The organism is Kordiimonas sp. (assembly GCF_965216265.1).
Classification (GTDB): Bacteria; Pseudomonadota; Alphaproteobacteria; order Sphingomonadales; family Kordiimonadaceae; genus Kordiimonas.
The window spans coordinates 43,820-66,976 of record NZ_OZ244153.1; the positions used below are offsets into that span (position 1 = coordinate 43,820).

General features: G+C 53.6%; 20 protein-coding genes. 9 read left to right on the top strand and 11 right to left on the bottom strand.

What is annotated here, in order from left to right:
• Positions 1-149: 149 nt before the first annotated feature.
• Positions 150-1,349, top strand: a complete 1,200-nt coding sequence (gene rnd, locus ACOOGA_RS00245) for a ribonuclease D (RefSeq protein WP_417460786.1) — start codon at positions 150-152, stop codon at positions 1,347-1,349.
• Here rnd and ACOOGA_RS00250 read toward each other — a convergent pair.
• Genes ACOOGA_RS00250 through ACOOGA_RS00270 form a run of 5 tightly spaced genes read right to left on the bottom strand, consistent with a single transcriptional unit; the run spans position 1,346 to position 8,043 of the window.
• Positions 1,346-2,866, bottom strand: a complete 1,521-nt coding sequence (locus ACOOGA_RS00250; RefSeq protein WP_417460787.1) for a Ppx/GppA family phosphatase — start codon at positions 2,864-2,866, stop codon at positions 1,346-1,348. The genes rnd and ACOOGA_RS00250 overlap by 4 nt on opposite strands.
• Positions 2,867-2,871: 5 nt before the next feature.
• Complete coding sequence (locus tag ACOOGA_RS00255) at positions 2,872-5,091, bottom strand: RNA degradosome polyphosphate kinase (protein ID WP_417460788.1); 2,220 nt, start codon at positions 5,089-5,091, stop codon at positions 2,872-2,874.
• Between the two features lie 54 nt (positions 5,092-5,145).
• Positions 5,146-5,814: an HdaA/DnaA family protein gene (locus tag ACOOGA_RS00260; RefSeq protein ID WP_417460789.1), complete on the bottom strand. Its 669-nt coding sequence runs from the start codon at positions 5,812-5,814 to the stop codon at positions 5,146-5,148.
• Entirely contained in the window at positions 5,815-6,915 is a 1,101-nt protein-coding gene (locus tag ACOOGA_RS00265) for an AI-2E family transporter (protein ID WP_417460790.1), read from the bottom strand.
• 9 nt (positions 6,916-6,924) lie between these two features.
• Positions 6,925-8,043, bottom strand: coding sequence for a DUF2066 domain-containing protein (locus ACOOGA_RS00270; RefSeq protein WP_417460791.1), 1,119 nt, complete (start codon positions 8,041-8,043; stop codon positions 6,925-6,927).
• A 135-nt stretch (positions 8,044-8,178) separates the two neighbouring features.
• On the opposite strand from ACOOGA_RS00270, the gene purM reads away from it, so the two are divergent.
• Complete coding sequence (gene purM, locus ACOOGA_RS00275) at positions 8,179-9,288, top strand: phosphoribosylformylglycinamidine cyclo-ligase (protein ID WP_417461217.1); 1,110 nt, start codon at positions 8,179-8,181, stop codon at positions 9,286-9,288.
• A gap of 4 nt (positions 9,289-9,292) precedes the next feature.
• Complete coding sequence (gene purN, locus ACOOGA_RS00280; protein WP_417460792.1) at positions 9,293-9,946, top strand: phosphoribosylglycinamide formyltransferase; 654 nt, start codon at positions 9,293-9,295, stop codon at positions 9,944-9,946.
• A 78-nt stretch (positions 9,947-10,024) separates the two neighbouring features.
• On the opposite strand, the gene ndk is transcribed toward purN, so the two are convergent.
• Positions 10,025-10,447 carry a nucleoside-diphosphate kinase gene (gene ndk / locus ACOOGA_RS00285; RefSeq protein ID WP_417460793.1) on the bottom strand — a complete coding sequence of 141 codons (423 nt, stop codon included), beginning with the start codon at positions 10,445-10,447 and terminating at the stop codon, positions 10,025-10,027.
• Positions 10,448-10,585: 138 nt separating this feature from the next.
• Between ndk and ACOOGA_RS00290 the strand changes: the two genes are divergently transcribed.
• Complete coding sequence (locus ACOOGA_RS00290) at positions 10,586-12,484, top strand: ABC-F family ATP-binding cassette domain-containing protein (protein WP_417461218.1); 1,899 nt, start codon at positions 10,586-10,588, stop codon at positions 12,482-12,484.
• A 71-nt stretch (positions 12,485-12,555) separates the two neighbouring features.
• A complete protein-coding gene (locus ACOOGA_RS00295; protein WP_417460794.1) occupies positions 12,556-13,404 on the top strand; it encodes a DUF417 family protein in 849 nt (282 codons plus the stop codon).
• Here ACOOGA_RS00295 and ACOOGA_RS00300 read toward each other — a convergent pair.
• The 4 genes from ACOOGA_RS00300 to ACOOGA_RS00315 form a co-directional block, all read right to left on the bottom strand.
• A complete protein-coding gene (locus ACOOGA_RS00300; protein WP_417460795.1) occupies positions 13,328-14,203 on the bottom strand; it encodes an alpha/beta hydrolase in 876 nt (291 codons plus the stop codon). The two genes, ACOOGA_RS00295 and ACOOGA_RS00300, sit on opposite strands and share 77 nt — an antisense overlap.
• A gap of 146 nt (positions 14,204-14,349) precedes the next feature.
• Entirely contained in the window at positions 14,350-14,805 is a 456-nt protein-coding gene (locus ACOOGA_RS00305) for a GNAT family N-acetyltransferase (protein ID WP_417460796.1), read from the bottom strand.
• Entirely contained in the window at positions 14,802-15,251 is a 450-nt protein-coding gene (locus ACOOGA_RS00310) for a DNA polymerase III subunit chi (protein ID WP_417460797.1), read from the bottom strand. The genes ACOOGA_RS00305 and ACOOGA_RS00310 overlap by 4 nt, the downstream gene beginning before the upstream one ends.
• A 5-nt stretch (positions 15,252-15,256) precedes the next feature.
• Positions 15,257-16,723 carry a leucyl aminopeptidase gene (locus tag ACOOGA_RS00315; protein WP_417460798.1) on the bottom strand — a complete coding sequence of 489 codons (1,467 nt, stop codon included), beginning with the start codon at positions 16,721-16,723 and terminating at the stop codon, positions 15,257-15,259.
• A 230-nt stretch (positions 16,724-16,953) separates the two neighbouring features.
• Between ACOOGA_RS00315 and ACOOGA_RS00320 the strand changes: the two genes are divergently transcribed.
• From ACOOGA_RS00320 to rsmA, 4 genes are all read left to right on the top strand, one after another.
• Positions 16,954-19,194, top strand: a complete 2,241-nt coding sequence (locus ACOOGA_RS00320) for an LPS-assembly protein LptD (RefSeq protein ID WP_417460799.1) — start codon at positions 16,954-16,956, stop codon at positions 19,192-19,194.
• A gap of 85 nt (positions 19,195-19,279) precedes the next feature.
• Positions 19,280-20,566: a peptidylprolyl isomerase gene (locus ACOOGA_RS00325; RefSeq protein ID WP_420429283.1), complete on the top strand. Its 1,287-nt coding sequence runs from the start codon at positions 19,280-19,282 to the stop codon at positions 20,564-20,566.
• Positions 20,567-20,581: 15 nt separating this feature from the next.
• Entirely contained in the window at positions 20,582-21,613 is a 1,032-nt protein-coding gene (pdxA, locus tag ACOOGA_RS00330; protein ID WP_417460801.1) for a 4-hydroxythreonine-4-phosphate dehydrogenase PdxA, read from the top strand.
• Complete coding sequence (gene rsmA, locus ACOOGA_RS00335; protein ID WP_417460802.1) at positions 21,613-22,467, top strand: 16S rRNA (adenine(1518)-N(6)/adenine(1519)-N(6))-dimethyltransferase RsmA; 855 nt, start codon at positions 21,613-21,615, stop codon at positions 22,465-22,467. The genes pdxA and rsmA overlap by 1 nt, the downstream gene beginning before the upstream one ends.
• A 12-nt stretch (positions 22,468-22,479) precedes the next feature.
• On the opposite strand, the gene gmk is transcribed toward rsmA, so the two are convergent.
• Positions 22,480-23,139 carry a guanylate kinase gene (gene gmk, locus ACOOGA_RS00340; RefSeq protein WP_417460803.1) on the bottom strand — a complete coding sequence of 220 codons (660 nt, stop codon included), beginning with the start codon at positions 23,137-23,139 and terminating at the stop codon, positions 22,480-22,482.
• Positions 23,140-23,157: the final 18 nt, after the last annotated feature.

Here is a 23,157-nt window from a genome sequence, read left to right on the forward strand (position 1 = left end):
TTGAGCGTACAAAATTACGTACAAATTTGGCCCGGAAAAGCGCATGAATGGGGTCGAATGTCAAGACCACGATAACATGAATGTAGAGAAAGGGTGACGGCTGCCTCTACGTTGTGTATTAGATGCCGCAAACAACAACGGATATTTGCATGCAGCCGATAACGGACACCAACGAGTTAATTTCACTTTGCAAACGCTGGGAACAAGCGGAATTCATTACGGTTGATACTGAGTTTTTGCGGGATAACACTTATTATCCCAAGCTTTGCCTTGTTCAGGTTGCTGACGATGATGGAGCGCATGCAATTGATCCCCTCGCTGAAGGCCTTGACCTACAGCCACTTCTTGACCTTTTTGCCAATGAAAAAGTGCTCAAGGTCCTACACGCCTGCCGTCAGGATATGGAGATTTTCTACCTCCTGATGAACGATCTGCCCAAACCTGTGTTCGATACACAGGTTGCGGCCATGGTGTGCGGCTTTGGTGATTCGGTGGGTTATGAAACGCTCGTGACCAAAATCGCGAAAGCGCAACTTGATAAATCCGCCCGGTATACAGATTGGTCGAAGCGCCCGCTTTCTGACACTCAGCTCAACTATGCGCTTGGTGATGTCACCTATTTGCGGACCATTTATCGCCGCCTGAGTGCAGAACTTCAAGCCACGGGTCGTGAGGCCTGGGTTGACGAGGAAATGGCTGTGCTGCGCGATACAAATCTGTACTGGATCGCGCCGGAAGATGCTTGGCAACGCCTGAAGGTGCGCACCAACAAGCCGCGCTTTCTTGGCCTTTTGCAGGAGCTTGCCGCGTGGCGGGAACGTCAGGCGCAAGAACGCGACCTGCCCCGCAACCGTGTGGCGAAAGATGAAACACTGTTTGAGATTGCAGCTCACCCGCCAAGGGATGAGACCGCACTTGACCGGATCCGCGGCATTCCCAAAGGCTTCAGCCGCTCCCGCGCTGGCAAAAGCATGCTGGAAGCACTTGAGGCTGGCATGAATATACCGGACAAGGACTTGCCGCATATCGAACGCGCAAAACCACGTCCCGCAACACCTCCTATGGCTGATCTTCTGAAGGTGCTTTTGAAGATCAAGAGCCAGCAGGCCAAAGTCGCCGCCCGTATGGTGGCAAGCTCACAAGAGATAGAAGCCTGGGCAGCGGAACCGGAAACCACGGACATCAAAGCTATGCATGGTTGGCGGTATAAGATTTTCGGGGCTGATGCCGTCAAGCTGATGGAAGGCGACCTTGGCCTAACTGCGCGCAACGGCGATATCGATGTGGTTGAACTGCTCGCGGACGATGAAGACTTGGATGAAGGCTCTCATGACGGGCAGGAAGACTAAGCCTTAATCGTATTCATATTTCTCGGGAATTCTATCACAGGACGTCTGCCCATAAGCTGGGCGAGTTGGGTAAGGCGCTTGAGCACCACATCGTTTGTGAGGTCCTTATAAGACCTCGGCACACCAAGAAATAGCTTAGCTTTTGTGATACGAAGGCGGGATACCGTAAGGGCCGTGACAGCACCTCCTGAAAGCCGCTGCGCGAGTCTGAGTGAAGCCCCCATCATACGGGCTTCCATCAGCTCATTGATCTTTAGAAGCGGCAGGATGTGCGCCACGTGGGACGCATCAATAGCCGCACCATAAGCCTGGTTTAAAGCAACAGCCAAATACGCCCTATCCCGGTGGCTCAGCCCAACAAAGTGGCCATGCAACACGGTCTCAACCGCCTTTTCAGCCCTGAAGTCAGGATGACCGCGCCACGCGATATCACCCAGCAGGCAAATTGCGTGATGGAGCTTGTCCCGATGATCCGGGTCAGAAACTTTTCGCTGGAACAAAGGTCTCGTCCACTCGTAGATCGTGTCAGAGTGTTCAGGAAAACGACACCGTTCAGCGGCCAGTACGTGGCACGTAAAGATAAACGGATCCATCTTTCGAGTGTCATCTGTCAAGCGATCAAAGATGAACCCTTCCCGCAAACCGTATGTTGAAACGATCGCGGACCGGGCGCGTATTGCCGCCATCACTTCGGACAGAATAACAGCCGCTACCGGCAGCACCTCACGCCGTGCTTCGGGAAGCGAGTTTCCAAACGGGATATCTTGCGGGCGCAAACGGCTGAGCCTGCGGCAATAATCGGTCATTTCGCTTCGGCTCGTGCGGTAACCGTGCAATATGGGAAGAGGGTTGGATTTCTCCCGCATCATCAGTTTGGCGATATTCCGCCAGGCGCCACCAACCAGATACAAGTTCTGGCCGCTGCAATCCGCCAACCATTCAAGTTTGGCAAACTCTTCGCGCAGGAAACGCCTGATGTCTCGCCGGTTTGTGCCAAACTTGCTCATTAGGCGCATCGGGCCAATGGGTAAACTTACTGTGTGGAGAACGTGGCCGTCTTTTAACTGCGCGAGCTCAAGCGAACCACCTCCCAAATCACCCATCAGGCCAGTTGCGGCAGGTTCGCCGGATAGTACGCCAGAAGCTGAAAGCCGCCCTTCCTCGACACCTTCGATGACGGAGATATCAATGCCGCACTCTTTTTTAACCTGCCGGACAAATGCAGGACCATTTTTCGCATCACGCACCGCCGCTGTTGCGATGGCGTGGATATGCTTGACCTCCATCTGGTCACATAGCGCTTTAAAGCGCTTGAGTGTGGAAATTGCGAGCTTGATGGAAGACCTGCCCATCCTGCCGGTAGCGCCGAGTTCAGCGCCCAGGCCACACATCATCTTCTCGTTGAAAATAGTATCTGGTACGCGCCGCTGGCCGGAGAAAACAACAAGCCGCACAGAGTTTGAACCAATATCGATAACTGCAAGATATTGCTCTGCGTGCGCAACGGCCTCAAACATACATATTATTCCTTGATGTCATACGCGATCACCGGCTCGATCTTCCGGTCGCCCCCTAATGCCTTACCTCGGCCAGAAAGGGAACTGTTTGTCATGAAATAATGATGCGCAATGAATTCCTTGGTATCATCTTTGGCGACGATACGGTCAAACGAGCCGTCAGGGTTCATTGTCCAGCTCTGGGCATTATCCTTCAGGTTCGCAGACATAACCTGTCCCATTATCTGGTCATGTACCGTTGGATTCTCTATCGGAACCAGTGTTTCAACGCGGCGATCAAAGTTGCGTGGCATCCAGTCAGCGGACGAGATAAATACCTTGGCCTGCCGGGATGGCAAGCCATGACCGTTACCAAAACAGCATATACGGGCATGCTCCAGAAAACGCCCAACGATGGACCGCACACGTATATTCTCGCTCAGGTTCGGGATACCGGGCCTAAGCGTGCAGATACCGCGGATAACCAGATCAATCTGAACGCCATTACAGGAAGCTTCATAAAGCTTGTCGATGATCTTGGCATCCAAAAGTGAATTGAGCTTCACCCATATGGCCGCAGGTGCGCCTGACCGCGCGATTTCGATCTCCCGGTCTATATGCCTCACAAGCTGGTCACGTAGCGCAAACGGGGAAAGAATGAGCTTCTCCAGCCCTGCGGGCTCAACGTAACCGGTCAGATAGTTGAACATGCGGTTTGCATCCCGCGCTAGCGCCGGGTCCGCGGTAAAGAACGAGAGATCTGTATAAATTCTGGCGGTCACCGGGTGGTAGTTACCTGTGCCAAAGTGGCAGTAGCTGCGAAGTTTGCCGTTTTCCCGGCGCACGACCATCGATACCTTCGCATGCGTTTTCAGGTCAATGAAGCCAAACACCACATGCACACCGGCGCGTTCGAGGTCCCGCGCCCATTTGATGTTCTGCTCTTCATCAAACCGTGCTTTCAACTCCACAACTGCCGTAACGGATTTGCCTGCTTCAGCAGCCTCAATCAACGCACGGATGATTTGCGATTGGGAGCCCGCGCGGTAGAGCGTCTGTTTGATTGCCACCACGTCCGGGTCATGCGCCGCTTGCCGCAGGAAATGGTGTACAACCTCAAAGGATTCGTAAGGGTGGTGCACGACAAAGTCTTTTGCCGCGATCGCGCCAAAGATATCACCACCGGAATCGCGTACACGTTCGGGGTACCGTGGGTTATAAGGCACAAATTTGAGGTCAGGCAGATCATCGACGATCAGCTCGCTCGTGTTATCAATGCCAACAATACCGTCCACGAGTACAACAGTTTCCGTATCCGCATCAAGGCGGGAGATCACAAGGTTGCGCAGCTTCTCCGGCATCGCCGTTTCGATCTTGAGCCGAATGACTCGACCACGCCGGCGGCGCTTAAGCGCGCTTTCAAATACGCGCACCAGATCTTCCGCTTCCTCCTCTATCTCGATATCGCTGTCACGCACCACACGGAACACACCGCTGCCTTCGCATCGGTATCCAGGAAATAGCTGATCAAGGAAAAGGGTAAGCATGCGCTCAAGCGGAATAAAACGTACGTCACCCTGCCCCGGCAAGCGAATAAACCGCTGCACATGGCGCGGCACGGGCAGCAGCGCCACCATGGCTTTGCCATCGCTGTTTCGCACCATCGATAGCGCCATGGTAAGGCCAAGGTTGGGAATGAACGGGAATGGGTGCGCAGGGTCAACCGCAATAGGCGTCAGAACGGGCAGCACGCTCTCCAGGAAGTAATTCTCAATCCACTCATGGTCCGCGTCCTCAAGGCTTCCCTCGTCCAATACCGCGATACCAGCCTTGCGCATTTCTTTCTTGAGTTGTGCCCAAACCTTCTGCTGCTTGGCCATAAGGGTCTCTGCAACATCGTTCACCTGCTGCAATTGCTGGAACGGGGTGAGACCGTCATCTGAGAAAACTTCCAGTTTCAGGTCGCTCTGGCCCCTCAGGCCTGCAACCCGCACCATATAGAATTCGTCGAGGTTGTTCCCTGATATGGAGAGAAAGCGCAGGCGTTCCAGTAACGGATGGCGCATGTTTTCCGCTTCTTCCAGCACCCTCATGTTGAACTGGAGCCAGCTGAGTTCGCGGTTGAGATACTTCTCTGCCTTCGGAACTTCTTTCAGAGCGGCTACAATGTCCTCGCGGCTGGGTAACGCCGGTGCGGCCCCGTTTCCTGAGGTATCCACTGTTTGTTTCTGATCACCGTCGGCCATTGTACCACTCCTGCATTCTGTTGAATGCGTTGCCATACACGCACATTGTTACAATTATTGCCACGTACCGCCTTCAAGGCAAGTTTTGGCAAGAACGCGCGTTATTTTCCGCTTCTCAGCCAGCGCAAGCCGGTCAAGCTCTTCCACCAGCGCTTTTGCTGTACTGAAGGACCTCTCGATCCTGGGTAAAATGTAATCTATCACTGAAAGGTCGACCTGTAATTGTCTGTCAGAAAACAATTTTACCAACAGAACCATCAAGAGATGATCATCCGGTTCTTCAATCTCAGATACAGGCAAGGTCGCAAGCCGCGACTTGAGATCAGGCAGTTCAACGTCCCACCGGTTGGGGGCAGATGTCGCTGTAACAAGCAAGTTGGTGCCCTGCTCTTTGGTCCAGTTGAAAATATGAAACAGGCTTTCATCATCGCGTCCAGACTTGTCTGCATCCTCAACCAGGATCGACTTGCCACTTGGCAACGTCTCCACTTTTGTACAGGCGTCCAGACATATGGCGCCAGCCCTACGAGCCCACGCTGTCGCCAGATGCGTCTTACCACTAGACCTGGGGCCGATGAGCGCCATTGCGTGATGAGGCCATTCAGGCCATGCATCCAGTGCATTAAACGCGGCTTCATTTGAGGACGACACGATAAAATCGGATAAGTCGAAACTCGGCCTGTGCGGAAGATCTAGCGGTATTTGAACAATATTTTCAGCCATCTAACTCGTTTCTGCAGTTACTTCGTTCGTCAGCTTTTCCACCTCGACATCATCCTCTTTTGGCTGCAAGTCATAGTGGTCAAGGTACTGATCGATATAGAAACGCACCAGAACAGCGATTGCCGCTGCCGCAGGCACAGCAATCAATACGCCCACAAAGCCCATGACCTCACCGCCAGCGAAAACTGCGAACAGTACCCACACAGGGTGCAAACCAACTCGCTCGCCAATCAGGCGAGGTGTCAAAAACGCGCCTTCTATGGTTTGAACTACAAGGAAAGCCCCGGCAACAAGCGCGATCTGAAGGGGATCAAAACCCCATTGCCCAAATGCCATGGCAACAGCAACACCGGCCGCAAACAAGGCTCCGACAAAGGGAACGAAAGAAAGCACACCCGCCAATACACCAAGCACGATGGCAAAATCCAATCCTGTCAGCGCCCAGCCAACACCGTATAACACACCCATGGTCGTACTCACCAGCAGTTGGCCTCTGACAAAGCCCGCGAGAACGGTGTCGACCTTGGTCGCTAGAGCTCGAACTGTTGTGCCGCTCGCAGGGGGCAGCCATCCGTCAATTTTGTCTACGATCCTGTCCCAGTCACGAAGAAGGTAGAAGGCAACAACCGGCGAAATAAGGGCAAGCGACAGCAAATTAAAGAGCGCGAGCCCACTTTTGAGTGCGCTTGTCGCAGCATCCCGCACCTTCGCCAGTATTTCCCCTGAAAAATTAGCAACAAGGCCATCGACATCGGTTGATAGGTCAGAACCAAACCGCTCAGACAGCGTCAGCATCATCTCGTTCAGCCAAGGCCGCATGTTGGCAAGAGTCTTCGGTAGCGTGTTTGACGCCGCCACGATCTGGGATTGAAGTACCGGCCAAAAAGCCAACAGAATAGCAATGATAAGCAAGAAAAAGAGTGAGATCACCATAGCAGCGGCCAAGCTTCGTGGCACTTTTCTAGCCTCAAGCTTGTCGGCAACAGGATCAAGGAAATAGGCAATAGCTAACCCTGCCAGGAACGGCAGCAATATCCCACGTGTCAGATAGAAAAGTAGCGCCGCAACACCAACACCGCCAACCCAGTACCATCTATTCATAACGTCCCCCTATTTGGCCTCTGTACGTGGCCCAAGCAGCCGCTCTCTCCCGTAACTACCCAAATCCAGCCCGGCATAACGAAGAGCCAGCACTAGTTGATCTTCGCGCCCCGTATAACTGAAGGCAATGCGGCTAAACGGCAGGCCGATCTCGACTGTCCTAAACTCCCGCACTAACGACACATCCTCAAGCCTGGCTTGAATATTAGTCAAAACATCAAGAGATGTGGTCGGCACTAGTGCAATAATTTCTCCACCAGTGCCTGTATCCACCAGCAGTTGGCTCCGCCAGGCGCTATCGATGGTCTCAAGCACATTTTCATACATTGAGGCAAGCCCTGTCACCTCATCGGGCGCCTCATCAATGATACCGTCGCCCTGCATACCACCGTCTGTTGAACGATATCGGTAGCTAAGCTCTGGCCCATAAGCGCCCATCGTCCACTCGCTTGAGATCAGTAGCGCGTCTCTCACATCGTAGCGCAGTGCTATTTCCTTCACTTCACCAGCAGATAATGTTTGCACCTCACCAAAGGTAACAGCCGCTCGCTCAGCTATCTCACCGCGCGGGAAAACATAACCTCTGATTCGATTGACCCAATCGACGCGCTCACGCGCAGCCTCAACGGCCTGGTCCTGTTCCCATAAAAGCTCTGTAAGTCCGCGTTTATGCCCGTGAAGCACAAGAATGCCCTGCCCGGTGCTCAACACGTGCGGCACGTTGTATTTGGCTAAAAGATCACTAACAACGTTCGGTTCAAACCGTACGTTCAAAGTTGCAAGATATCGGCGAGATGAGGATTGTTCTTCCACCACCTCAATCGCTGTGATCAGCGCCTGAATTTCGGGGCGGGCAAGTTCGGGCAGTCGCTGCCTGCCATCTTCCTGCGCCAGCTTGCGGATCAGCGTTTGATAGGCCTGCATCTCCGCCTTTTCAAGCGCTGTTTCCCTAGCCTGGCTGGCACGGGAAGCAACCTCATCTACCTTGATGTCGCGAATAGTAAACAGGCGATCGGTACGGTCGTCTCCCGCCTGCACGGGGACGAACAAGCCAGCCAAAAGCATCAAGCTCACCAAAATCGCAAAAGCGAGCTGAAAAACTGTGCTATTTCTAAAATACTTATGCATAAACTCTTTCATAACAGGCGCAGCGACACTATAACGCCCCCTTATAGCAACTGGTTATAACAATTGGGCAACCAATTGCCAGTGGCGGATAGGCTGGCAAGCAATTTTGCCTTATTTGCGGCAGGACGGGTCTCTATCGTGGCAGAAAATACTCAATCATATACCTATAAGCAGGCTGGCGTTGACATTGACGCGGGCGAAGCTCTTGTAGAAAACATCAAACCACTGGCTGCATCCACGCGCCGGCCCGGCGCTGATGCCGACCTTGGTGGGTTTGGTGGTCTATTTGATCTGAGGGCTGCTGGCTTTAACGATCCCATTCTTGTTGCTGCTAACGACGGTGTGGGCACCAAGCTCAAAGTCGCTATCGATGCGGAGCTGCACGGCACGGTCGGTATCGACCTCGTTGCCATGTGTGTGAACGACCTTGTCGTTCAAGGCGCCGAACCACTGTTGTTCCTTGACTATATGGCTACAGGCCACCTTGACGTCGCACAAATGACGGATGTTGTCGCAGGTATCGCGGAAGGGTGCCGTCAAGCAGGCTGCGCACTAATCGGCGGCGAAACAGCTGAAATGCCGGGCATGTATCAGGACAAGGATTATGACCTAGCCGGTTTTGCCGTTGGTGCAGCTGAGCGTGGTACGTTGATAGACGGCTCCACGGTCCAGGCTGGTGATGTCCTTCTCGGGCTCGCTTCCAACGGTACACATTCGAACGGTTATTCCCTTATTCGCCGCATTGTGGGCGACAAAGGCTTTAGCTACGCAGATAAAGCACCGTTTGATAATGGTGTAACACTTGGTCAAGCTCTACTGGCACCAACAAAAATATATGTTAAGAGCTGCCTCGCCGCGATTAAAGAGGGTTACGTTAAAGCCCTTTCTCACATCACAGGCGGCGGTTTCCTTGAAAACGTACCGCGCGTCATGCCCAAGAACACGCTTGCAGAGATCGACAGCGGAGCCTGGCAGTTGCCAGCCGTATTTGGCTGGCTGCAGAATGAAGGTAATATTGAAACCGCCGAGATGTCCCGCACCTTTAACTGCGGCATTGGCATGGTGGTAGTTGTCTCTGCTGAGCATGCTGCCGCAGCCAAAGAGGTATTTGAGGAGCATGGTGAAACCGTCTATATAATTGGGCAAATCACCGAAGGCAGCGGCTCACCTAAATGTCGGGTAACCGGCCGTGCAGGTACCTGGGGGGCCGAGAAAAACTGGTCTGCCATCACAGCGGAAGGTTAAGAGCGTGCGTAAATTACGCCTCGGTGTCATGATTTCAGGTGGCGGCACAAACCTGCAAGCGCTCATAGACGCCTGCCAGCAGCATGGCTATCCGGCCAAGATCGAGGTCGTTATTTCCAACCGCCCCGACGCCAAAGGCTTGGAGCGTGCGCGCACCGCCGGCCTTAAAGCGGTCGCGATTGACCATAAAGAGTATGAAGAACGCGCTGCATTTGAAGACGCTATTCATGATTGCCTGACAGAACACAAAGTACAGCTCGTTTGTCTTGCGGGTTTCATGCGCCTTTTGGGGGCGGATTTTGTCGGGCGCTGGAAAGACAGGATGATCAACATCCATCCGTCCCTGCTACCTTCATACAAAGGCCTGCATACCCACGCCCGCGCGCTGGAGGACGGCGTCAAATTTGCGGGATGCACCATTCATTACGTGCGGCCTGAAATGGATAATGGCCCGATTATCATGCAGGCCGCCATTCCAATTGCGCCTGACGAGACAGAAGAAAGCCTGATCGCCAAAACGCTGACCTATGAGCACCGCATGTACCCAGCCGCTGTCCGCCTCATCGCTGAAGGCAACGCGCGGGTTTCCGGCCACAAGGTGGTCATCAAGGAAGATGTGGCATTGCCCGCGACCGGGCTTATATGCCCCCTTCCCTGACACCATAATCACGCATAGAAAAAGGCCGGAGCAGTTTGCCCCGGCCTTCTCGAATTCATCAGCATTGAGAGTGGCTGATTAGCCAACAATCTCATTACCAGCGAAGAACTGAGCGATTTCGATCGCTGCGTTTTCTTCACTGTCTGAACCGTGAACGGAGTTTTCGCCGATTGAAAGAGCGAACTCTTTACGGATTGTGCCCTCAGCAGCTTCAGATGGGTTCGTAGCCCCCATAACTTCGCGGTTTTTCAGGACAGCCTTTTCGCCTTCCAGCACCTGTACAACAACAGGAGCAGATGTCATGAACTCAACCAGCTCACCGAAGAAAGGACGCTCAGAGTGAACAGCGTAGAAAGTTTCAGCTTGAGCCTGGGTCATCTGGATACGCTTTTGCGCAACGATGCGCAGGCCAGCTTCTTCAAGCTTGGCGTTTACAGCACCAGTCAGGTTGCGGTTGGTCGCGTCTGGTTTAATGATCGAAAAAGTGCGTTGCACAGCCATGTGACTATCCCTTGTACAAATGGGGGTTAAACAGATTCGCGCGCCTTATAGCTTCTAATTACCGGAAAGCCAAGCCTTGCGTGCATTGGCGTGTTTGTGGCATTGCCAGCCCCGGCGGCATGTGATACCTCGCGCTCCATGCTGCATATCAACGACATAACATTCAGAATTGGTGACCGTATCCTCTTTGATGCGGCAACGGTGCATATACCCGCTGGCCATAAAGTTGGTTTTGTCGGGCGAAACGGCGCTGGCAAGTCAACTCTTCTTAAAATGATCCTTGGTGAACTGGCGGCCGAATCTGGTGATATCTCTATCAGACCGCGCGCGCGCGTTGGCCATGTTGGCCAGGAGGCGCCTGACGGCCCACAAAGCCTGCTTGAGACAGTGCTGCGGTCTAATAAGGAAATGACCGCGCTGGAAGCCGAGGCCGAAACCGCAACAGACCCGCAACGGGTTGCAGAAATTCATACCCGCCTCGCTGATATTGGCGCTCATGTTGCGGAAGCACGGGCGGCGACAATTCTCGCGGGCCTTGGTTTTAACGAAGAAGCTCAAGCACGGCCATGTTCAAGCTATTCCGGCGGTTGGCGTATGCGCGTAGCCCTCGCCTGCGTGCTGTTTAACGAGCCAGACCTTCTGCTTCTTGATGAGCCAACAAACTATCTCGACCTTGAAGGCGTGATGTGGCTTGAGAACTTCCTGCGCTCATACCCATATACCGTTCTTATTGTCAGCCACGACAGGGACCTCCTCAACAAGGCGGTCACCCATATTGTGCACCTCGAGCAAACCAAGCTGAACCTTTATACTGGCGGTTATGACCGCTTTGAACAGCTTCGGCACGAGTTGATGGAGCGCCAGATGGCGCTCAAAACCAAGCAGGAAGCTGAACGCAGGCATATCCAGTCGTTCGTTGATCGTTTCAAGGCCAAGGCCAGTAAAGCCAAGCAGGCCCAAAGCCGCCTGAAAGCGCTTGAACGCATGAAGCCTATCGCCACCATGGTTGAGGCCCATACCGTCCCGTTCCGTTTCCCGAAGCCCGATCCCCTGTCCTCCCCGCTTGTTGCACTTGAAGAAGCCAGCGTGGGGTATGAGGAAGGTAACCCTATCCTCAAGAAGCTGGACCTGCGGGTTGACATGGATGATCGCATCGCCCTTCTTGGTGCGAACGGCAACGGCAAGTCTACATTCGCGAAGTTGATTGCGGACAAGCTCAAGCCCATGGAAGGCAAGATGCGCAAGTCGCGCGTGCTGAAGGTTGGTTATTTTGCGCAGCATCAGCTCGACGAGCTTGTGGCTAAAACCTCCCCGCTCAACCACCTTCAAAAAATGATGCCGGATGCTATCGAAGCCAAAGTGCGGGCCCGCCTTGGGTCTTTTGGCTTTGGTGCGGATAAAGCCGACCGCCCTGTAGAATCACTCTCTGGTGGTGAAAAAGCGCGGCTGATGTTCGCGCTGGCCACGTTTGAAGCGCCGCAACTTATCATCCTTGATGAACCCACAAACCACCTGGATGTGGACAGCCGCGAAGCGCTTATCCATGCCATCAATGAATATGATGGCGCTGTGTTGCTGATCAGCCACGACAGGCACTTGGTGGAAGCATGCGTTGACAGGCTCTGGATCGTTGAAAAAGGCGACGTGAAACGTTTTGACGGTGATCTGGAAGATTACAAGCAGCACCTTCTCAAGGAACGCTCCGGCGAACGTGCGGAGCGCCGTGGCCCCAAGCAGGAAAATCAAAAAAAGGCTGCCCGCCAAAACGCCGCTGAGCTCAGGCGACAGCTTGCGCCTTATCGCCGTGCGGCAGAACGCGCGGAAGCGACCCTTGAGAAGCTTATTGCCGACAAAGAGCGGGTCGATAATCGCCTTGCGGACCCAAAGCTTTATGAGCCGGGCCAGGAAGATAAAGTCGCCAAGCTTTCCAAGATGGGTGCAGAACTAACGGCTCAGATTACTGAAGCCGAAGATGCCTGGATGGCAGCGGAAGAAGCCTACACAAATGCTCAAGACGCTGTGAATAACGCGTCATAGGGCTTGACCTTCCCGATAGCTCTGGTCCTATTGGTCCTACTTAGAGGTTAGGCGTCAATGAGGGGCACTCCATGATTTCCGCTATCGAACGGCTACGGCCAACCCGTGGCTTCACCGAGCTTTTTGTAACACTATCGCTCGCGCTTCTTCTTATCTGGTTTGGCTTGATGAATATCTCAGGCGCATCAGGCGGCATTGTGGAACGCTGGATCAAGGGCCACATGTTTCTGAGCGGCCTACTGCCTCACAAAACCTATATCATGTGGGGCATTGGTGGGCTGCAGGCGCTCTCTGGATTGCTGATAGCCCTGCACTCGGTGCCAGATAACATCAAACGCCTCGCCTACATGTTCACAGCCCTCTATAGCCTTGGCGCACTTAGCCTAATGCTCACCAACCCTGTTTGGATTGACAGCCTTGGCGGTTTTCCTGCCATTGGTGCTGGGCAAGGCATCATCAAATATCTAACCCTGCTGGGCCTCGCGATGTGGCGGCTGGGCAGCCGTCACGCTGAAACGGTCATGCTGGTCGGTCTGATCGTCGTGCTTGCCTGGATAGGTGGTATGAAATTTACCAGCCCCGAAGCAGATGGTGTTGATCCCCTCCTCAAAACCAGCCCGGTGTTCAACTGGTGGCTCACCGCCTACTTCACCAAACAAGGTGCCTCGAATGTGATTGGAGTGATCGAGCTGATCACGGTCGCTCTTTTGACGGGGTATTGGTGGAACAAGCGCCTGTTCACGCTGGGGCTATTTTTATGTGCTGTAACATTCATCACCACACTTAGCTTCATGGTGAGCTTTGCCCCGACATGGCACAGCACTATGGGCGGGTTCCCATACCTTAGTTCATCGGGGCACTTTCTCTTGAAAGACTTGGCCCTGCTTGCGGCAACGTTTGTGTTAGCGTCGAGGCGCTAGCCCCCCATCGCGCTGTAATATCGGCTTGTACCGAGGTCTGAATGGCGACGGTATAATGGTTCGCCCCTTCCACCGGCACAAAAGCATCGTCAGGGCCCAAATAATCTTTCAAACCTTCACCGGACGCGAAGGGGACTACCTCGTCAGCGGTTCCGTGGTAGATCACCACATGCCCCGGGGCCTCGGCAAGTTTCTCATCGCTCCTGAGCGGATAATTTGTCAGAAACTCTGGTAGGAACGGATAGCGACGCGACGCCATATCAACGACTGATTTCATCGGCGCAAACAGAATGACGTTACCGGCAGCCCTCGCCGCTGCCACATGGCTCGCGAAAGTCGTACCCATGGAATAACCAACAACACGCACGTTTTGGTCACCATAGTTGTCCCTGCCCCAATCGAACCAACGCTCAGCATCGTCAAGCAAGCTTGCTTCAGACAACTCACCACGGCTTTTTCCAAAACCACGATAGTCCATGGAGAGAACATCATACCCCATACCAAGGAACAACCGGGCCATACGCTCAGACCCTGAAACGTTACCCGCGTTTCCCTTATAGTAAACCACAAGCTCGCGGGCTTTCTTGCCCTCATCAGCTTTGAACAAAACCCCATGCAAATGGCCACCCTGACTACTCAGCCAAACATCTTCGGTACTTGCATTGAAATGATACCGGTGGGTGTCGGGAACCGGTGCGAAGTGGAACATCAGATGTTCCTGAAAAAAATATGCCGTTGCTGCAATCAGCAGATATCCGCTAACGACAAAACTCAAACTCCATTTCACAAACTTGTACATACGGGACGCCTCGCCTTGCTGCTGGGCTATTACACACGTCCTCCCCTATCAGTTCAGCTTAGATGCGAATCGTAAAGAAACTGTAACGTCCTCAACCAAGCGAACGGTTCCATCATGGTGTGAAATTATGGCAAAGCCTTGGCGGCTTAATGGCGGGAGTAGATATCCGGCACAGAGATTTCCATCATAACAGCCGGGTTGGTGAGGCTTGTAAAACCCACCTGTTTGTATAGCGTGTGCATATCGCTTGTGGCCAGCATCATCCGCCTGAGCCCCTGCAGGTCATCATGCGCCATGATCATATCCATCATCCAGCGGCCCAGGCCCTTACCACGACAACTATCAGCGAGATATACATCCGCCAGATAAGCAAACGTGGCGCGGTCTGTGATCATGCGGGCGCATCCGACTTGGGCACCATCCCGCTGGAAGACACCAAAGGAAAGAGAATTTTTGAAGCTTTGCTCGACAATCTTGAGCGGAATTCCTTTCGCCCAATAGGTGTCGGTGAGCCAGCTATGGACGAGCGGCATGTCAAAAAGGCTGAGATCAGTTGAGATGAAATATGGCAATGAGCTATGCGTTGAGGAAGACTTGCTCACGCTTTCTGCTCCCAACCACCCATCTCCCGCTGTTGCCAGTAGGACATTTCGCCTTCCATGCTTTTGAAACCCTTCCACGCCTCACGTGCGGCAGCAACGACGTCTTCATTGCGCCCGTCAAACATATAAAGGCAGCGGTCGTAGTCGGCGACATCTGGGCTGGCCACAGCATCAATCAACACAAGAACGGAAGCGCCGTTTACCTTCTCGTCCCCTGTCGTCAGGTAAAGCATCTGTTCATCAGGGTGCTCACACCCTTCCATGTCGTGAGGCAGGAAGCTTGCAGGATCGTAATCCCACAAGACTTTGTTCAAGGTTTCCATCATGCCGCGGTCAGGCACTTTGATATGGGCACTAAGCCCGGCATCAACGACCCGCTCCATCAGCTTGGGAAGGGCTTCCTCAAGCGTTTGCCGCTGCAAATGATAGAACCGTATGTCCGCCACAGGGCTTATCCCTCGTAATTATCCGCCACGAAGCGGTCCAGCAGGCGTACGCCGTATCCTGTGCCGCCCTTTTCTGAGAGTGGCAGGTCTTTCTCGGACCAGACAGTGCCTGCAATATCGATGTGACACCATGGAATGTCGTTGGTAAACCGGCGCAGGAATTGTGCGGCCGTAATGGAGCCCGCAGCGCGGCCGCCGATGTTCTTCATATCAGCGATTGGGCAGTCAATCAGCTTGTCATAGTTTTTATGAAGCGGAAGGCGCCACACTTTGTCACCTGTTGTGCCGCCAGCAGCTTCAAGCTGCTTCGCAAGCGTATCGTCATCAGTGAAGATGCCTGCGTGTTCATGACCCAATGTGATGATGATCGCACCGGTCAATGTAGCCAAATCCACCATAAACTTAGGCTTAAACCGTTCCTGGCAGTACCAAAGCGCATCAGCGAGAACCAAACGACCCTCAGCATCTGTGTTTAGAATTTCAATGGTTTGGCCTGACATTGATGTAACCACGTCACCTGGGCGCTGGGCGTTGCCTGATGGCATGTTTTCAACTAGCCCCACAATCGCCACCACATTTACTTTTGCCTTGCGGCCAGCCAGAGCCTTCATCAGGCCAACGACTGTGCCTGCACCGCCCATATCCCACTTCATCTGCTCCATGCCCTCACCGGGCTTGAGCGAGATACCGCCAGTATCAAAGGTTACACCCTTGCCTACAAAGCTGATTGGCGCTTCGCCCTCAGCACCACCATTCCATACCATAATAGCAAGCTGGCTTTCGCGATCGGAGCCTTGGCCTACGCCCAGAAGGGCACCCATACCAAGCTTGGTCATTTCTGCCTCGCCAAGCACTTCTACTTCCACACCCAGCTCTGTCAGCTCGTTTATGCGCTCAGAGAAGCTAGCAGGGTAAAGCACGTTGGCGGGCTCTGATACGAGGTCACGAGTGAGAAACACACCGTCGATCACAGCTTTGCGTGCAGCGAAAGCGCTCGCCGCATCCGATGCAGCACCTGAGACCGTCAGGGCCTTCAGTGTAGGCTTTTTGCTTTCTGGCTCTTTAGTGCGGTATTTGTCAAATCGGTAGGAGCGCAGAAGGGCGCCTTCCGCCAACGCAAGTGCATCAGCACCATTCGCGTCAGCAACGACGGTCGCTTCTGAGCTGCCAGAACCAAGGAGTGCTGCGGCGACTGCTGCACCGGTCTCAACCCAGTCTTGCGCAACCGATTTCCCCGTTTCACCCACACCAACCAAGAGCACTCGCTCCGCCTCAAGGCCTGAAGGTGCAACCACTTCAAGGGTCTGTCCTGATGCGCCATTGAATCGGGATGCGGCAGCAGCCTTGGAAAGAGCGCCGTTCGTTTTGCTATCGGCCTCTGCCGCCAGTCCCGCAAGAGGCTTATCCTTTTCTACCAGAAATGCGACAGCGCCCGATGAGGGCAATTCAAGTGCAGCAAACGAGATTTGCATGGGATTCCCTTTTGTCTTTGATTTTACCTGTCTCAGATTCGCCGTCTCGGCGCCGAAACCAACTTCAACAATCTAATGCCTTTTCTGGCTGTCAGACGCAAGTGGTGCCCGTGAAATTGCCACATTTTTCGTCAACAAGGCTCACAAGCGTACTCTTGGGCCATGAACATCGTTGCACCGCGTGGACGCAGCCGCTATCAAGGCACAAACTGTAGGGTGGAACCGCGTCAGTGCACAAAAAATCAGTCTCGTCCCATAGATCGCTTATTATAGCAGGATTGCTTGCCTCGTCTGGCTTAGCGACAACGCCCGTTTACAGCCAAGGCACACCGGCTGAAGCTGAACGTGTCGAGCTGTCAGCTGACAACCTGATCTATAACGCTGAAACCGGTGAGGTTCGCGCCGTCGGCCGGGTATATCTTGAGCGCGACGGCTACATCCTTGAGGCCGGCGAAGTTATTTATAATGAGCGCACGGGCCGCGCGGAAGCCTATGGTGCCGTTGAACTAACCACGCCCACAGGCGAACGCATCTTTGCACCCAAAGTCGTGCTTGAAGATGCGCTCAAAACCGCCTTTATTGAGGATATTCGCCTGCTGATGCAAGACGGCGCACAGGTTGCCGCCGCTGAGGCGAACCGCAATGGTGAAGCCGGCACCATGACACTAAACAAGGCGGTTTACAGTCCTTGCAAGGTTTGCGCTGATGATAGCGGCAAAGACCCGCTCTGGCAGATCAAGGCCGTCAAGGTCACCCACGACCGTGAGAAACGTCGCCTATACTATGATGATGCCACGCTTGAGGTATTTGGCGTACCAGTATTGTGGACCCCTTATTTCTCGCACCCCGACCCAACAGTTGACCGAGCAAGCGGGCTTTTACCTCTCGACATTCAAACAAGTAAGAACCTGGGTTTCGTAGCCGCCATTCCATACTATCACGTGTTCAACGATAGTATTGACGCCACGATCAAGCCCATCTTCACTACAAAAGAAGGTTTGGTCCTTGCAGGAGAATACCGCCAACACCTCGGCTTTGGTCAGTATGAAGCGGATGGCAGTATTACCTATACCGACGGCCGCGACGATAATGGTGTTTTAACCGGCAACAAGGAGTTCCGCGGCCATATAAGCTCTGATGGCCTGTTCAACCATTCAAAGCGTTGGCGGTCCACCTATCAGCTCAATTGGGCATCTGACGATACATACTTGAGGCGCTACGACCTATCGGACGCTGATACACTGGTAAGCGAATATAAGCTCGAGGGCTTTTATGACCGTTCTTATCTCTCGGTCCGCACTGTTGGTTTTCAGGGGCTGAGAGTTGAGGATGAAGCGGGCCTTACCGGCCACGCCCTACCCTTGCTGGACGCAGAGTATATTCCTTCATTCTCGCCCTTCGGCGGCACCATAAGTGTTAAAGGGAACGCGCTCGCTCTTCAAAGGAGCGATGGCCTGGACACTCAACGCGTTTCACTGTCCGCCAGTTGGCAGCGACGCTGGATTACACCAAAAGGCTTTGTTGTTGATGTTGAAGCTTATGCCCGCTCTGAGGCTTATAAGCTGAGCGATATCGATAGGCCCGACGACCCCTCTTTCGCGGGTACCTTTGGGGGTGACAGTGGCAGTGAATGGCGAAACCTTGTGCGCGCTACTGGAACTGTTACATGGCCTTTGGTGAAGTTCACCGACAGTGGAACACACACAGTCGAGCCTATCGTCGAGGTCACTGTTTCTCCGCGGAGGGGAACACCCGACAATATCGTCAACGAAGACAGCCGCGCGTTTGAACTCAACGACCTTAACCTGTTTTCCGCCGACCGAGCGTCAGGTTATGACCTATGGGAAGAAGGAAGCCGTGTCACATACGGTATGCAGTGGCGGTATGACGGTAAGGACTGGGGTGCTGATGTTATGCTGGGACAGTCATGGCGCATTAGCGGTACCGCAATGGTCTTTGCCGACGGTGCCGGTCTCGAAGGCGACCTGTCAAATATCGTCGGCCGAACCCGCATACGCTACAAAGACTGGCTAAACTTTGAACATCGCTACAGGGTCGATGAGCAGACATTCGCGGTGCAGCGAAACGAAATATCAGTAAGTGCAAACGGCGCTACTGTTGGCATGTATGCGGGCTATCTGAAGCTCGACCGCGACATGACAATCGTTACCCGCGAAGATAGGGAGGAGCTCCGCGCCGGGGCGTACTATAACCTCAACGAGAACTGGCGTATTGATGGCGGCTTCATTCACCGACTTTCCGGTGCGCGGCTTGCAACTCTTGATACGGCCACCGGGTCCACAGTATATGTGCAGGAAGAAAGCGGCGGCGTGAAATACGATATCGGCCTCTCCTACACCAACGAATGTATCGAGCTTGGCTTACGCTGGCGTGAGACCTTCACCCGGGACCGCGACGTCGAACCCGGAACTTCCATTATGTTCCGGCTTAAATTAAAGAATTTGGGCTAGTGCATTGCCTCGAAAGCGTCTAAAAGGCTAACCATACTGAGCGGCAACGACCCGTTTGAAATTATTTGAAATGTAAAGTTTGGGCATGGCGAGAGTGATCGAAAAGACAAAAGAAATTGCAAAACACAGCCTTATGGGCATCGGCATTGCTGCGATGTTGGCTGGTGCGGCACAGAGCCAACAGGCGATTAACAGCATCGAAGTTCTGGTCAACGACGAACCGCTCTCAAGCTTTGATATCAACCAACGCCTGCGGCTCGTGATCGCGGTTGCTGGTGGTGTAGAAACCGAACAGGAATTCCTTAAAGTCCGTGAACAGGTCATCCGCTCCATGGTCGACGAGAAACTGCAGCTTCAAGAAGCCGCAACCGTCGAACTGGAGATTCAAGATGCCCAGCTCGAAGAGTTTTTCGCACGCCGCGCTCAGGGCCTTGGGCAAACACCTGAACAATTTGCCAACGCCCTCGCGGGTATTGGATCAAGCAAACAAACCATGGTGGACCAGATGGAAGCAGAAATAGCCTGGTCTCAACTGGTCCAAGGTAGGCTCGGCTCCTTTGTGAGTGTATCGGACGAGGAAGTTGAAGCCTACATTCAACGCATTTACGACAACAAAGGTAAGTTTGAGCATCGCCTTGCCGAGATCGTGTTGCTTGTTGACAGCCCTGAGCAGGAAGCAAGCGTAAAGGCAAATGCTGACGACTTGGTAGCCCGCATTCGTGCCGGCGCGTCGTTCCCGGACATCGCACAACAACTTTCAGCGTCATCCACAGCCGCTGTTGGTGGCGACCTCGGCTGGATTACCGCAGAAGACCTTGACCCTGATTATGCGAAGGCAATTGAAGATGTCGCGGTTGGTGACGTTGCTGATCCGCTGCGTACCGCAGGTGGCTATGTCATTCTCGCTCAGCGGGACCGGCGTCGTATTTTAACCGCTGACCCACTGGATACACAAATCTCACTACGCCAAGTACACTTAACACCTGAGAAGGTTGCAGACCCTGAAGCCGTCGAGAAATTCCGCTCGGTCGCAGAATCATTGTCAAACCAAGAGACCTCTTGTGCACAAGTTCCACAATATGTGGAAGAAGCGGGCGCTGATGGCCGCCCGGAGGTTGGCATTCTACGTTACCGTGACCTGCAACCTCAAATCCGTCAAGCGGTCGAAAACGCAGAAATAGGTGCGGCAAGCGATATGCTAACAATGGAAGACGGTATGCGTGTTCTGTTTGTGTGCGAGCGCGAAGAAGCAACCGTTCAGGAGCCGAATTTTGATGCTGTATACAATCAGATGGAACAACAGCGCTTGTCAATGATGGGCCGCCGTTACCTGCGTGACTTGCGCCGCGACGCCATCGTCGATTACCGCTAAGCGTATCGGAGGCCCATGACACGGGCACTTTCAGAACCAAATGCAATTGCACCTCTTGGTATTACCATGGGCGAGCCATCTGGCGTGGGGCCGGAGCTCATAGCGCGCCTATGGCGTGAAAGGGAAAACCTAGGACTTGCCCCATTTATTTATATTGGCGCGGCAGCGGCTCTCCATGTAGTTGACCCTGATCTGCCGGTCACGCATGTCGTCAGTCCCTCCTCGCTCGAAAATTTGCCCACGGATACTCTTGGTGTTCTAGATATCCCGCTTGCTGAACCACTCCGGTTAGGCACGCCCAGCCAGGAAAATGGCAGAGCCGTAATTGCAGCGCTTGATAAAGCCTGTGAGCTAGCTTTAAACGGTACCATCAGTGGGATTGTAACGGCCCCCATACATAAAGCAGCGCTCTATAAAACTGGTTTCACTGCACCTGGGCACACCGAATACCTCGCACGCAAATGCGGCTTATCTGATGACACCTCTGTCATGATGCTTGCTACAGATGAACTCCGTGTCATTCCCGTCACCATTCACGTACCCCTCAAGGACGTGGCACGCACGCTTACGGCAGACAGGATAATTCATGCTGGCATAGTTGCCGACCATGACCTGAGGCATCGTTTTGGGATCGAACGACCAAGGATCGCCGTTGCCGGCCTAAATCCGCACGCTGGCGAATCCGGCACCATCGGGCTTGAAGAAGCTACCCATATCATGCCCGCCGTTTGGGCCCTTCGTGATGAAGGCATAGATGTTAGCGACCCACTGCCCGCCGACACTCTTTTCCATGCAGAAGCGCGCAAGGACTATGACGTTGTGCTCTGTATGTACCATGATCAAGCTCTGATACCGATCAAGACGCTTGATTTTTGGGGCGGCGTCAACGCCACACTCGGTTTACCGTTCATTCGCACGTCACCTGACCATGGAACAGCCTTAGGCCTTGCGGGGCAAGGGAAAGCTAGAACTGACAGCATGCTGGCGGCGATAAGGATGGCAGCGCGTATGGCAAAGGCATCGGCAGCACAGGAAGGCACCGTATAATGGCAACGGAACTGCCACCTCTTCGTGAGGTAATACGCGAATTTGATCTGCGTGCTAAGAAGTCGTTCGGTCAGAACTTCCTGCTAGATTTAAACCTGACACGTAAAATTGCCCGTGTTGCCGGAGACCTTAGTAATAGCGTGGTCTATGAAGTTGGACCCGGCCCTGGCGGTCTTACGCGCGGCCTTCTTGATGAAGGCGCTAAAAGGGTTGTTGCAGTCGAGATGGATAGCCGCTGCCTGCCGGCACTTGAACAGATATCCAAGGCCTACAATGACCGCCTTACGGTTCATCAGGGTGACGCTCTTGACGTTGATGAGCCTGAAATTCTTCAGCAAAAAGAAGGCGAGACGCTACGTATCGCGTCCAACCTCCCTTACAACGTGGGAACCATGTTGCTCATCAAGTGGCTCACACTTGATAGATGGAAGCCTTGGTTTGCTTCCCTCACCTTGATGTTCCAGAGAGAGGTAGCCGAGCGGATTGTCGCCAAGCCCGGCTCAAAGGCGTATGGCCGCCTTTCGGTGCTGGCGCAGTGGCGCGGTAAAGTGCGTATCGCGGTAAACGTTCCGGCCGCTGCCTTTACCCCTGCACCGAAAGTCGCTAGTGCAGTCATTCATTTTGAGCCGATTGACCCGATTGACCCTACCGTGCGCTTGAAAGACCTGGAGCTTGTTGTTGAACGCGCTTTTGGACAACGCCGTAAAATGCTACGCGCCAGCCTCAAGAGCTTGCCCGTCAATGCGACAGAGTTGCTTGACCGCGCCAATATTGTTGAAACCAGCCGCGCGGAAGATATCAGCGTGGAGGATTTTGTCCGGCTTGCCCGCATCTATCGCGAGATGCAGGCATAACACCTTAAATGCTTACTTTGCTGGAAGTTGGCGCTCAGCTTGAAGGTTGCGCACAAACTCGGATAGGCCCGGACGGCGTTCTCTGTGCAAGCGCTCGGCCCGAATGATGTTTTTGAGCGATTCGAATGTGGCATCTAAATCATCATTAATCAGGACATAGTCGTATTCCGCCCAGTGACTGATCTCAGCTTCAGCCTTGGCCATGCGCTTTCTGATCGTCTCTTCCGTATCCTGCCCACGCTTTTTCAAGCGTTCTTCAAGCGCGCGAACGGATGGTGGCAGAATGAAGATGCGAACCAAATCGATTGCGCGCGTGCTCGAATCCAGTTGCTGTGCGCCTTGCCAGTCGATATCGAAAATAACATCCTGACCACGTCCAAGCGCATCCATGACAGGCCCGCGTGGTGTCCCATATCTGTTTTCAAACACCACTGCATGTTCCAGCAACTCGTCACCCTCGATCATTTCCTTGAAGCGATCATGCGACACAAAGAAATAATCTTTCCCATGCTCTTCGCCTGGACGAGGTTCCCGCGTTGTCGCAGATACCGACATCACTATCTCGGTATCTTCTTCCAGCAGGCGCCGCGTTAGCGTCGTTTTCCCTGCCCCAGATGGCGAGGAGATCACGAGCATAAGCCCACGGCGGGAATAAACGGATTTTGCGGTCATATATCTAGCCTGCTTGCA